The organism is Pontimicrobium sp. MEBiC06410, assembly GCF_053601615.1.
Genome location: NZ_JBSHNT010000164.1, coordinates 338,567 through 351,194 on the forward strand (window position 1 = coordinate 338,567; position 12,628 = coordinate 351,194).

Consider the following 12,628-nt stretch of genomic DNA (forward strand, 5'->3'; position numbering starts at 1 on the left):
ATCCTCTATTCTCTATTAGTTTAACAAAATCATTTCTTCTGGGTTTATAATATTATTTTGTACTGCATAAATAACCAAGCCTGTTGTATTTTTAACTCCAGTTTTTATAAACAAATTACTTTTATGTGTTTCTACAGTTTTAGAAGAAATAAATAATTTATCAGCTATTTCTCTTGTTGTTAGTTGTTGACATAGTAATTTTAATATATCAAGTTCTCTACTTGTTAAACGATCTATATTTTGATTGCGAAATTCTGGTAGTTTATTAGACAATTGCTTTCTCATAACATCTACTTGCTCTTCAGAAAAATAATGCCCTTTGTTGTATACTGTTTCTATAACTTTTATTAATTCTTCTTGATCTATTTCTTTTGGTAAAAATGCATTAACTCCCAATTTAAGCATCTGCCCCATAAAAGAACGACGATAAAAGCTTGAAAGTACAATAGTTTTTATTGCCTTATCTTCTTTTTTAAGTGCTTCTAAAACATCCAAACCACTCCCATCTTTCATTCTTAAATCTAGAATAACAACATCTATATTTATTTTTTTTTCTCTTATACCATTTAAAAATTTATTTCCTGTAGATGCTGTAAGTACAACTTCTGTATTTATATAATTATCTATATAATTTTTTAAAAGTTGTACAAACAATAAATCATCATCAACAATAGCCAGTTGTATTTTAGTATTCATTTTTACTTATATTTTTAATTTGCGGAACACAGATAATAAAACGTGTATAATATCCGGACCGCGTTTTAAACTTATACGTCCCATTTATATGTCCTGCTCTAATTTCAATATTTTTATGTCCTATTCCTTTTTTATGACTATCGGTTATAAGACCACGCCCATTATCTTCAACTATTAACACTACAGATTTTGCAGATCTACGTAATACTATTTTTAGTTCTGTAGCTTCTGCGTGTTTTAATGTATTTGTTATTAGCTCCTGAAAGATTCTAAAAAGGTTTAATTTTATAGTATTAGAGGTTGTTGTATGGTTTTTTAATGTGTATTTGCAATACTGTATAGTTATTATGTTTGTTATCTGCTCTAAATAGTCTTCTATTAGGTCTGAAAGGGCAACAACATTTAACTCTACTGGCGTTAAATTATGAGACAATTCTCTTACTACTTGCATAGATTTTTTAAGATTACGTTGTAGTGATGTAATGTTGCCTTCAAATAAGTTAAGGTGCAAAAGGTTTAAACGGCTTACAACATTATCGTGTAATTCTTCAGACAGGCGTTGTCTATCTAACTCTTGATAACGTGTTACTTTTTTGGTAAACTCTTTTTTGGTTTCTAGAATGGTTTGTACAGAAGATTCTTCTGTAACTTTTATAACTTTTAAATGTCTTTTTATTAAAAATACAATAAGCGTTGCAAATAGACTTAAAATAGCTATTACTATCCATATCCAAACTATTATTGCTTGTTTAGTCCAGTCTTCCATCCAAAATTTATTAATGTTATATAAAAAACTAATAGTAGTACGCCTCTAAAAAGCCAAATGGGTGCAACCCAACTTAAATGGTTAGCTATTAAAAAATTAAACGTAACCGATATGAGTGCATCGACCGAAAAAAAAAATAAATACAAATATTTAAAGACAAAGCTCCCTTTTCTGCTCTGCCTTCTTTTATTGTTTTAGCAAAATATAGTATTGCAAAACAGCATAGTATACAGTTTATAATAATATTAGAGTACACACTATAACTTTTAGACAACCCTATAATGCAAGCTGTAATAACAAAAAGAATAACGGCAATACTATACAACAGATATTTTATGCTATTATAAAGTTTAAAAAAATGTTTCCCATATATTTCTATAATAAAAACAAACAGTAGTAATTGGCTTATTAAGTAATTTAAATGGTTGTTCGTATTTATTTTAAATAAACGACAAGTAAAATCTGTTACTTCTAGAAATAAACTACTGGCAAGTATAAGAATAATAGGGAGCATGTTTTTAGGTTTAAAGTTTAGCAACTTTATTAAGCCAAACAATAATATTATACACACTATACTTTGTAATAGATAAGATAATACATTATACATTTTCGCTAGCTATTAATAATTGATAATTACTTTTTGGATCTACAAGTGAGAACGGAGGCCTAGGAGACGAGAAATCTTGTCCGCTTCCAAGAATAGTATTTAATGTAAACTCTTTGGTAACTATTATTTCTATCTTATCATTTTCTTCTACTAAATTGCTTGCTTTTAAACCAAAAAAATTAAAACAGTAGTCGCCTGGGCCTAAATTTAAAGCTTCATAATCCTGAAAAGGGGTTTCCATAACTTTAAAAACAGAAACGCCTGCATCTTTTTGATTTATAAGCCAATCTTTACTTAATAAAGACCATTTAAAACGCCTCACAATTACAGTTTCTAAAGCAAGTTCGTCTCTATCTGATGATGTACTAGATGAGTCTTTTCTAGGAGAAAAAGAGTTATTAAATTTATTTAAAAGACCTCTAGATTCTTTTCCGTTTAGCAAATTATAAGAGAATTTTTTTTCAATAATTGTTCCTTGAAAATTTCTGTTTTTATCATTTTCAGAATCGATAATATAAAATTTAAAATATTGACTATATATATCTAATGCAGCATAGATATGAATGGATGCAGCATTGGTAGCAGTACTCAAAACGGTACTCCATTTTTTAATTTCCGCTTCGGTAATTGTAAAATAATCACCTTGATTAAGGCTTCTTAAAATTGTACTGCCTTTTTCTAGATATTCAACACTTCCTTCTTTACTTCTTTTAAAACCATTTACTAGATTGCTCCATGCTTTAATTTCTTTTTTTACAATTTCTAAATCCATAAATATTAAATATTATTAAAAAATAGAATACGTTTACAACCTTATATTACACAAGGCTTTGTCTTTTTTAATTGTTGATTTATAATATTTTAACTCTGCAAAAACTAACTATTTGTTTTGCTACAGATTTGTATTTAGGGAAGTACAAAGTTTGTATTAAATAAATAAGTAGCACCTTATTTTTGGTTTTACTTATTTTTTAAGTAAAGTAAGATAATAATTTCTAGTGTTCAAAAAAAACACCAACAGTATAATCAGGTAATTATACTTAATTAAATATTCAAGGAATTTCACTCTTGTTATATCTTATAATTTAAGATTTTGGTATTCCAAATGGGTATAATGTATACCAATCATTCATTAAGGTTTTATAATACTTTTTCATTGTAAATTTGTTTAACTCACCTGAAAGCGCCATCATATAATTATACAAAATATACCTATGAATAGATTTTGGAGGGGTTTCTTTTATAGACTTATCTATTTCAATTAATCTAGCTTTAGTTATTTCTTTTAACTCAAACATTGTCCCTGAAAAATAGTTTTCTGAGATTATGAAAGAATCTAACCTTAGTTTCAATTCTACTATTTGGCGTATTAACAATCTATCTGGTAAGGCATTCATAAGTGCATCAATAGCTTCAAGGCTTCCACCCCACTTTGGCTGTATTGCTTCTGCATAATGTATATAGGGCCAAACCATATCTGGGTTAATAGCTATTGCTTTTTTATAATACGTTTCCACGGCTTGGTCATTACTATTTCCCATAGAAATCCTTATTAATCTAGAATACACTTCTCCAATAAGTTCAAAATTCTCATTAATAGACGTTAAACATGCTGTAGCTTTTTCTTGATAAAAGAAAAAGCCTTCAATTCCTTTCTGTGACACATCTTTTGCATAGGCATTAGTTCTTGCCTTCCATGCAGAATGGCTATAGTATACCCCTAAAAATAATGCAGTTATAGTTTTGTCTTTTGCTTGCTCTTGCCATTCTATAAAAATAGCTTCGCTTAATGATAATGTAACATGATCTACGGTTTGTGTTAAATTATCTGAGTTTAACTTTTTTATTAGTTTCTCGGCCTCATTAAATGCTTTGGCACTAATTAACGCTCTTATTGTTTCTGCCTCTTGCAAACCTAAAGAATAAATAGGTTTGCCTTTTTTAGTTTTCTTTAATAGGTTTACAGCAATTACTATAATTCCTACTACAATAAAAAGTCCTTTAATCATACTTTATCTTTTAGAATCCTATTTTTAAGCAAGAATTCTTACTAATAGCTCTTTTAACAAATCTCCTTGCGGTACGGCATTTGCTCCTACCCCTTTACTTTTTACATCAAACTGTCTCAACGTAGCAACAATACCACTAACTTTTCGCATAGGAAAGTTACGTGCCGCTGTTAAATACTCGTTTACAAAATAGGGGTTAACTCGTAATGCAGAAGCTACGCTTCTAGGCGATTTATCTGTCATACCGTGCAATTGTAATAACTGAGAAAAGAAATTAAATAATAACGACACCGTTACTACCATAGGGTTATCCTTAGGGTTATCTGCAAAGTAGTTTATAATTTTAAAGGCTTGCGCATCGTTTCTTGCCCCTATAGCCTTTCTTAACTCAAAATTATTATAATCCTTGCTTATACCTATGTTTTCCTCAATATGCTCTGGAGTTATTTGTGTCTCTTTAGGTAAAACAATTTGTAGTTTTTCTAGCTCATTGTTTATTTTGCTTAAATCTGTCCCCAAAAACTCTACTAACATTTGCGATGCTTTTGGTACTATACTATAGCTTTTTGTAGATAATACACGACGAATCCAATCTGGCACTTGATTTTCGTATAGTTTTTTACTTTCAAAAACAACACCCTTTTTCTTAATGGTTTTATATACAGCCTTACGTTTATCTATGCTTTTATATTTATAGCAAATAACTAAAACGGTTGTGGGTTGCGGATTGTCTGCATACGCAGCCAGTTTATCTATGGTTCGTGCTAAATCTTGAGCTTCCTTAACAATAACCACCTGTCGTTCTGCCATCATAGGAAAACGTTTTGCGTTACCAACAATGTCTTCTATAGTAACATCTCTTCCATACAACACCATTTGGTTAAAGCCTTTTTCCTCTTCTGCCAAAACAGTATCTTCAATAAAATCTGAAATTTTATCTATATAATAGGCCTCTTCTCCCATTAGTAAGTAAATGGGCTTAAGGTTTTTGTTCTTTATATCGGTTACCAGTTGTTTTACTTCGTCCAAAATATATTCTGTATTTTATACATGTTATGCGCTAACACATACGTGTCTTGAGTGCTTTAAGTAAATTTTAAACTTAAAAGTCTTGCAAATGACTTTATAATTATAAATTTGTACTGTGCAAGAATTAAACTTTCCTACATATTCGTTTCGCTTCAAAAATAGCGAAAATAAAGTATCTATTTTCGACACTATTCGTAAAAAATTTGTGATTTTACAACCAGAAGAATGGGTAAGGCAACATTGCGTACATTATTTAATTAATGTAAAGAAGTACCCCATATCGCTTATAAATGTTGAAAAAGAGTTAAAAGTTAACGATTTAAAGAAACGTTACGATATTGTAATTTTTAATCCAGATGGGAGTATTTTTTTAATTGTAGAATGTAAAGCACCTAAAATTAAAATAGATCAAACTACTTTCGACCAGGTTGCTAGGTATAATTTAGCACTAAACGCAACCTATTTAATGGTTACCAACGGATTAAATCATTATTATTGCATGATGGATTTTAATGCTGAAAAGTATCAGTTTTTAAGGGATATTCCTGAGTATAAAAAGTAGGTAAACTATTAAATTAAAGATATAACACATTTTTTGGAAATAGCTATTGTAATATTAAATTGGAATGGAAAAGAGCTTTTAGAGACCTTTTTACCGTCCATAGTACGCCATTCTAAAAATGCTACTGTTTATGTTGCAGACAATGCTTCAACCGACAACTCTGTAGCGTTTGTTAGTACTAACTTTCCTTCGGTAAAAATTATTCAGAATACAGAAAACGGAGGCTACGCAAAAGGTTATAATGATGCTTTAAAGCATATTAATGCCGATATTTTTTGTTTAGTTAATAGCGATATTGAAGTTAGCGAGAATTGGTTATTACCTATTATATCTACTTTTACTGCTGAGCCACAAACAGCCATTATACAGCCAAAAATATTAGATTATAAGCAAAAAACACATTTTGAATATGCTGGTGCTGCTGGCGGATATATTGATAAATATGGTTATCCTTTTTGTCGTGGGCGTATTTTTAATACCATAGAGGCAGATAATGGGCAGTATAATAAAGACTCAAATATTTTTTGGGCTTCTGGAGCTTGTTTTTTTATTAGAGCTCATGTTTTTAATACTTTACAGGGTTTTGATGACTCTTTTTTTGCACACATGGAAGAAATAGACTTGTGTTGGAGAGCTCATAATTTGGGGTATACAGCCAAATATAATCATCAATCTACCGTGTACCATGTTGGTGGGGCAACTCTAAATGCTACAAACCCAAAAAAAACATACTTAAACTTTAGAAATAGTTTATTTACACTTACTAAAAATGCTTCTGGCGGCCTCTTTTTTATACTTTTTTTACGTATGGTATTAGATGGCTTGGCTGCCTTTAAATTCCTAACCGAATTAAAGTTTCGCCATATATTAGCCATTTTAAGAGCACATTTAAGCTTTTACAAACATTTTACTCGACTTATAAGGCAACGTAGACAATTGCAACAATCTAAAAATTATTATAAACTAAAATCCATAGTTTGGAACTATTACGTAAATAAAAAGAAACGATTTAGCCATTTGTAAATCTTTAGTAAAAGTTTTGTTAATCGTTATTTTAACATTTTATTTTTCTATACTTTTGAAGCGTTAAAAAAATATATTTTATCAAATTATGAAGAAAATTGTATTATTTGGTGCAGTTGCACTATTAACATTAGGTTCTTGTGTGTCTAAAAAAGAATTTTTAGCCCTTGAAGAAGAACATAAAAAAACTCAAGATTTATTAAACTCTGCAACAGTAAAACTAAACAAATGTTTAGCAGATGAAGCAGCAGCAGCTGCTAGAGGAAAAGAGTTGGAGGAGCGTTTAGCTGATATGAAGAAAACGAACCAAGATTTAATCCAGTCCTCTAAAGACATGACTGTATTAACTACTAAAGGGGCAGAAAATCTTGAAAAATCTTTAGAAAGTTTAAAAGAAAAGGACTTAAAAATAACGCGTTTACAAGATGCTTTATCTAAAAAAGACAGTGTTACATTAGCATTAGTAACAAGCCTTAAAAAAGAAGTTGGTTTAAATGACCCAGACATTGAAATTAATGTTGAAAAAAGTGTTGTATTCATCTCACTATCAGACAAATTATTATTTAAAAGCGGAAGCTACAATATTACAAGCAGAGCTAAAGAAATTTTAGGAAAAGTTGCTACAGTAATTAACGGAAAACCAAATTTTGAAGCTATGATTGAAGGGCATACAGATAATGTGCCTTACAAAAAAGGTGTATTAGTAGACAACTGGGATTTAAGTGTAAAACGTAGTACCTCTATTGTTAGAGCATTACAAGAATTAGGTGTAAACCCTGCACAGTTAATTGCAGCAGGACGTGCAGATTATGTACCACTAGTTCCAAACGATTCTCCTGAAAATAAAGCAACAAACCGTAGAACAAAAATTTTAATTTTACCTAAAATAGATCAGTTTTACGACATGATAGAAACAGAGATGAAAAACTTATCTAAAGAAGGAAACTAAAAAACAACCTTCTTTTTAAATACTAAAAAGCGTAATCTTTAAGATTGCGCTTTTTTTATTTGCCTATACAAGTATAAATAGTAACTTTATACTACCAACATATAAAAAATACGTTTTGAATACAATAATGAGAGTGAGTATAAAAACGATAACATTATTAGCATTATTTGCTATAGTGTCTTGTACAGATGAACCGTACTACGAAGATGTTTCTACCATAGATTTGCAACTATTATCGCTAGTAGATGATAAATCTAATGGACAAGGTGTAGACTTTTTTAAGCTACCAAGTTCTACAGATTTTCAGAACATTCCTCAAGACCCACTTAATCCTTTAAATACAGCTAAAGTAAGCTTAGGGAAAATGTTAGTTCATGAGACTGCTACAGGGGGAAATCCACAAATTACAGATGCAAACCAAACCTATTCTTGTGCTAGCTGTCACCCAGTAGCTTCTGGCTTTTATTCTGGAAATTTACAAGGTATAGGAGAAGGCGGTGTAGGTTTTGGATTTCAAGGAGAAGGTAGACAGGTAAATACTAACATGCCTTTAAATTTAATAGATATCTTACCTATTAAAGTCCCTAGTTTATTAAACACCGCATACCAAGATGTAATGCTTTGGAATGGTGCTTTGGGCGCTACAGGAATAAATGCACCTTTTGTATCGCAGAACGCAGAAGACATTCCTGAAAACCTACTAGGCTATCAAGGTCTTGAAACACAAGGTATAGCTGGACAAAACGCACATAGATTAAAAATAGACGAGGCATTTATTACAACCTACGAGTATAAAGCTATGTTTGATGAGGCATTTCCAGATTTTCCAGAAAGCACAAGATACTCGAAAACTACAGCGGGCTTAGCAATAGCAGCTTTTAATAGAACCGTATTGGCAAACCAGTCGCCATGGCAAGATTGGTTAAAAGGACAGCATAATGCTATGTCTACACAAGAAAAGCGAGGTGCTATTTTATTTTTAGATAAAGCAAAATGTGTTAATTGCCATACTGGTCCAGCATTAAAATCTAACGAATTCTATGCTTTAGGCTTAGGTGACATAGACCAAAGTAATGGCATAATTATAAACCAAGAACAGTTTGAAATGATGCAAAAAGGTAGAGGTGGTTTTACTAATAACGCAAATGATAATTATAAATTTAAAGTTCCAAACTTATATAATTTAAAAAACAATTCCTTCTACGGTCATGGGGGGACTTTTACTAATTTAACAGAAATAATTACTTACATCGTTTTAGGTGAGAAAGAAAATAGTAATGTTCCCGATGCTCAATTAGCAGAAGAGTTTACCAATTTAAACTTAACAACAGCAGAAATTAATGATTTGGTCGCTTTTGTAGAACATGCGTTATATGATCCTAATTTAGAACGCTACGTACCAGATGACGTTTTCTCTGGCAATTGTATTCCTAATGCAGATACACAATCTCAAATAGATTTAGGGTGTAATTAAAACATAATTAAAAAGGGCTATCTAAAAACATATTTTAGTCTAATCGAAAACGATTTTTTAAAATACTTTTTAAACAGCCCTTCTAATAACTACTTATTAAGGGACTCTTTTATTAAAGCAATCTCGTTTTCTAAAGTTTTAATTTTTTCAGACTGCTTAGAAATTATTTCGTTCTGTTCTTGTATAGCTTTCACCATAATTGGAATCGTTTCAATATAATTAACGGCTAACATGCTATTATCTCTATCGCTTTCGTTTATTAATTCAGGAATTATATTTTTTAACTCTTGTGCTATAAATCCATAATGCTTCTTTTTCTCTTTATCTTTTATGTAATTATATTGATATGTTTTTAAACGCATTACTGTAGATAAACCTCTATCATTTTTAGATATATTCTCTTTTAAACGTTTATCGGATGGTGTAAAAGCGTTTACAAAAAAGAAATTATTCCAAAAATTTCCATTACGTCCTAAATCGTATGTTTGGTCTACAAAAGGGTAGAAAGCAAAATCGCTAAAAACATAATCGGAATTCACACCCCCTCCAGCACCTATACTTATATTTAATCCACCGTTTACGGTATTATCGTTAGTGTGTATTGCCCTAGTATATACTCTTCTAAAATGCTTATCGAAAACGCCAATATCTATACCATTAGCATCTATATTTGTTAGGGACTCTACAGCGGGTTCAAATGTTTGAGCCTTAAAAACAAAACTAGTTACATTATTAAACCTAATATTATAATTACCTAAAGCATTACTGTTATTTAATGCAAAGATACTTCCTGTTGGTTCAGTTAATATTTGAGAATTAAAACCTGTATTCTCAATATTTATACCATCAGAAGTTTTTCCTACAACATTAATGTCTAATTGATTGTTTGGAGTTGTAGTACCTATACCAACTTGAGAAACTACAACAAATGGGAATAAAATAATGCCAAGAAATAGCATTTTAGGGAGCTTTCTTTTCATAGAATTTTAATTTGGGAATTAGTTTTTTAAACATTAAGTCTAAAAAGCATGTATTTCCTTACAAATTAATTTTATCTTAAAAAATTGCTGTTTAAAAAATCTCTAAACTACCTTTACCTTCCCTAATTACTTCTGGATTATCATTTGAGAAATCTATAATAGTAGACCCTTCGTTTCCTCCATAACCTCCATCTATAACAAGGTCTACAATGGCACCCCACTTTTCAAGAATTAATTCGGGGTCTGTAGTGTACTCTAATATTTCATCTTCATCTCTAATAGATGTCGATACAATAGGATTTCCTAATGCTTCAACGATATCTAATGCAATTTGATTATCTGGCACACGAATTCCTACTGTTTTTTTCTTCTTAAAAACTGATGGCAATGTTTTTGCTCCTGGTAATATAAAAGTGTATGGTCCTGGTAATGCCCTTTTTAAAATTTTAAATGTAGACGTATCTATTTGTTTAACATAATCACTTAAATTACTTAAATCTCGGCAAATGAACGAAAAATTAGCTTTCTCCAACTTTACTCCTTTAATTTTAGCAATACGCTCTAAAGCTTTAGTATTAGTAATATCGCAACCTAAGCCATATACTGTATCTGTAGGATAAATAATAAGCCCTCCTTTTTTAAGAGTATCTATTACTTTTTTAATCTCTTTAGGATTAGGGTTGTCTTCGTATATTTTAATAAACTCTGCCACAATAATTAATTTAACAGCAAAGTTATACATTTTAATTAAGTGTTAATACGTCTGCCTATTATTCTTTATATAGCTATATATTCTTTAATTAACTTTAACAAAACCTTAGTGTTCAACATACTATGTAATAATAATTTTGTTTGTACGTTTACTTTTAAAAAGTATTGAATATTCGTAATCAATTATAAAAATCTGCTGTCTACCTAAACTTGTTCAGGTTTTCACCATGTATCATCTATGTTTTTAGGTGTTATATGATGCATAAATAAGTTAAGCAAGACACCATAAGCAGCATTATGATACAAAACGAACAATCAATAAAAGTATTAATATTATGTACAAACTATCTAAACTTATCTTAATAGTTTTATTAATTAACCTTGTTTTTTCTAGCTGTGTTAGCGATGATAGCCTTATTAGCGAAACGCCTCCTAGCTCTAATAATTACAGACAAGAGCTTAATGTAGCTTATGGTAGTTATAGCGACCAAATTTATGATATTTATTTGCCACAAGATAGGTCGTTAGAGACTAAAGTTATTATACTTGTTCATGGTGGTGGTTGGACTTCTGGCGATAAAAATGAAATGAATAACATTAAAGACATTATTCGTCAAGATTTACCTAACTATGCAATTGTAAATATTAATTACAGGTTGGCAGATGAAAACACAGAGCCTTACCCTATGCAAATTAATGATATTACGGCTGCTATTGCGCACTTAAAAGCCAATAGAACAAACTATATAATTTCTGATAACTACGGGTTTATTGGTATTAGCGCTGGTGCTCACTTATCGATGTTATGGAGTTATGCCTTTGATACAGAAACTAATATAAACATGGTGTGTAGTATTGTTGGCCCAACAAACTTTACAGACCCCGCATATTTAAATAATACAGACCCAGAATTACAAATTTTAATAGACACCTTTGGTATAGATGTAACAACTTCTTTTCTTGAAGAAGTTAGCCCTTTGCATCAGGTAACCTCTACAGCGCCTCCTTCTATACTATTTTATGGTGGCATGGACCCCTTAGTTCCTACAACACAAGGTACTGCTCTAGATGAAAAACTTACAGCTTTAGGTGTAACCCACCAATTCACTTTATATGAAAATGAAGGTCATGGCTGGATTGGAAACAACCTTTTAGATACTTGGACTAAGCTTAAACTATTTATTTTGGCAAATTTTTAAAGTGTAACAATTGAAAGCCACCCCTTCTCCTTGTTGGTCTTTTTAAACCATTTGGTCTACCTCTACCATCTGGCCTTTTAATTTTTGGCTCTAGTTTTTCTTTTTGAAATCTTTGATAGCTTAACCATTTTTCATTTTGCGTTTCACTTAAAAGTGTTTTTAAAACAGTATTTAATTTCGTTTCTTCTGCTAAAACCTGATCTCTAACGGGTTGTAATTTTTCAATGGTCATTTTACGAATTCCCATTAGTGTCTCTCGATCTCTATTTTGTATCGCAGACTTTATGTTTTGATTTACAATAATATCTAAGCCTTCAAATAAATCTTTATTAGCAGTCTCTATCGCTTTTATCTCTGCATTATATGTTGTAATCTGTTTTTCTACAGATTCGGTTACAGAATCCTTTTTCTTTAACTTTAATTTCTTTAACACTTTTTTTGTGTCGTACTCAAAAATACCAGCAACCTTAACTGCTTCAAATTTTGGTATTCCCATGCCTCCTTTTTGTGAAGAAACTCCACCTCTATCTTGAGAAAAGCTAAACGTTAATTGAAATAAAACAACTATTAAAATAATTCTATTCATATCATGAATTTGATTTAATTAATTCATTAGACTCTTA

13 protein-coding genes are annotated in these 12,628 nt (G+C 30.5%); 5 read left to right on the top strand and 8 right to left on the bottom strand.

The features are described 5' to 3' along the window. Positions 1-15: 15 nt before the first annotated feature. The 5 genes from ACVC08_RS19220 to holA all read right to left on the bottom strand — a co-directional run bounded on the left by ACVC08_RS19220 (position 16) and on the right by holA (position 5,107). Entirely contained in the window at positions 16-696 is a 681-nt protein-coding gene (locus ACVC08_RS19220) for a response regulator transcription factor (protein WP_452603281.1), read from the bottom strand. Beyond that, on the bottom strand, positions 686-1,462 hold the full coding sequence (locus tag ACVC08_RS19225; protein WP_452603282.1) for a sensor histidine kinase: 777 nt from the start codon (positions 1,460-1,462) through the stop codon (positions 686-688). The genes ACVC08_RS19220 and ACVC08_RS19225 overlap by 11 nt, the downstream gene beginning before the upstream one ends. Before the next feature lie 599 nt (positions 1,463-2,061). Then, positions 2,062-2,841, bottom strand: a complete 780-nt coding sequence (locus ACVC08_RS19230; protein ID WP_452603283.1) for a hypothetical protein — start codon at positions 2,839-2,841, stop codon at positions 2,062-2,064. Between the two features lie 313 nt (positions 2,842-3,154). Continuing rightward, on the bottom strand, positions 3,155-4,078 hold the full coding sequence (locus ACVC08_RS19235) for a hypothetical protein (protein WP_452603284.1): 924 nt from the start codon (positions 4,076-4,078) through the stop codon (positions 3,155-3,157). A gap of 24 nt (positions 4,079-4,102) precedes the next feature. Further along, a complete protein-coding gene (gene holA, locus ACVC08_RS19240) occupies positions 4,103-5,107 on the bottom strand; it encodes a DNA polymerase III subunit delta (RefSeq protein ID WP_452603285.1) in 1,005 nt (334 codons plus the stop codon). A 115-nt stretch (positions 5,108-5,222) separates the two neighbouring features. Between holA and ACVC08_RS19245 the strand changes: the two genes are divergently transcribed. From ACVC08_RS19245 to ACVC08_RS19260, 4 genes are all read left to right on the top strand, one after another. Then, the gene (locus ACVC08_RS19245) at positions 5,223-5,669 is read left to right on the top strand and encodes a type I restriction enzyme HsdR N-terminal domain-containing protein (RefSeq protein WP_452603286.1); all 447 of its coding nucleotides are present in this window, start codon (positions 5,223-5,225) and stop codon (positions 5,667-5,669) included. Between the two features lie 33 nt (positions 5,670-5,702). After that, positions 5,703-6,692, top strand: a complete 990-nt coding sequence (locus ACVC08_RS19250) for a glycosyltransferase family 2 protein (RefSeq protein ID WP_452603287.1) — start codon at positions 5,703-5,705, stop codon at positions 6,690-6,692. An 88-nt stretch (positions 6,693-6,780) separates the two neighbouring features. Further along, complete coding sequence (locus ACVC08_RS19255) at positions 6,781-7,641, top strand: OmpA/MotB family protein (RefSeq protein WP_452603288.1); 861 nt, start codon at positions 6,781-6,783, stop codon at positions 7,639-7,641. 115 nt (positions 7,642-7,756) lie between these two features. After that, positions 7,757-9,115 (top strand): cytochrome-c peroxidase, encoded by a 1,359-nt coding sequence (locus tag ACVC08_RS19260; protein ID WP_452603289.1) that lies wholly within the window; start codon positions 7,757-7,759, stop codon positions 9,113-9,115. An 89-nt stretch (positions 9,116-9,204) separates the two neighbouring features. Here the strand turns inward: ACVC08_RS19260 and ACVC08_RS19265 are convergent, their stop codons facing one another. Further along, the gene (locus ACVC08_RS19265) at positions 9,205-10,095 is read right to left on the bottom strand and encodes a tail fiber domain-containing protein (RefSeq protein WP_452603290.1); all 891 of its coding nucleotides are present in this window, start codon (positions 10,093-10,095) and stop codon (positions 9,205-9,207) included. A 91-nt stretch (positions 10,096-10,186) separates the two neighbouring features. Further along, positions 10,187-10,807 carry an L-threonylcarbamoyladenylate synthase gene (locus ACVC08_RS19270; RefSeq protein WP_452597799.1) on the bottom strand — a complete coding sequence of 207 codons (621 nt, stop codon included), beginning with the start codon at positions 10,805-10,807 and terminating at the stop codon, positions 10,187-10,189. A gap of 334 nt (positions 10,808-11,141) precedes the next feature. Between ACVC08_RS19270 and ACVC08_RS19275 the strand changes: the two genes are divergently transcribed. Continuing rightward, positions 11,142-12,005, top strand: a complete 864-nt coding sequence (locus ACVC08_RS19275; protein WP_452603291.1) for an alpha/beta hydrolase fold domain-containing protein — start codon at positions 11,142-11,144, stop codon at positions 12,003-12,005. Here ACVC08_RS19275 and ACVC08_RS19280 read toward each other — a convergent pair. Continuing rightward, complete coding sequence (locus tag ACVC08_RS19280) at positions 11,986-12,591, bottom strand: hypothetical protein (RefSeq protein WP_452603292.1); 606 nt, start codon at positions 12,589-12,591, stop codon at positions 11,986-11,988. The two genes, ACVC08_RS19275 and ACVC08_RS19280, sit on opposite strands and share 20 nt — an antisense overlap. Between the last annotated feature and the right edge of the window lie 37 nt (positions 12,592-12,628).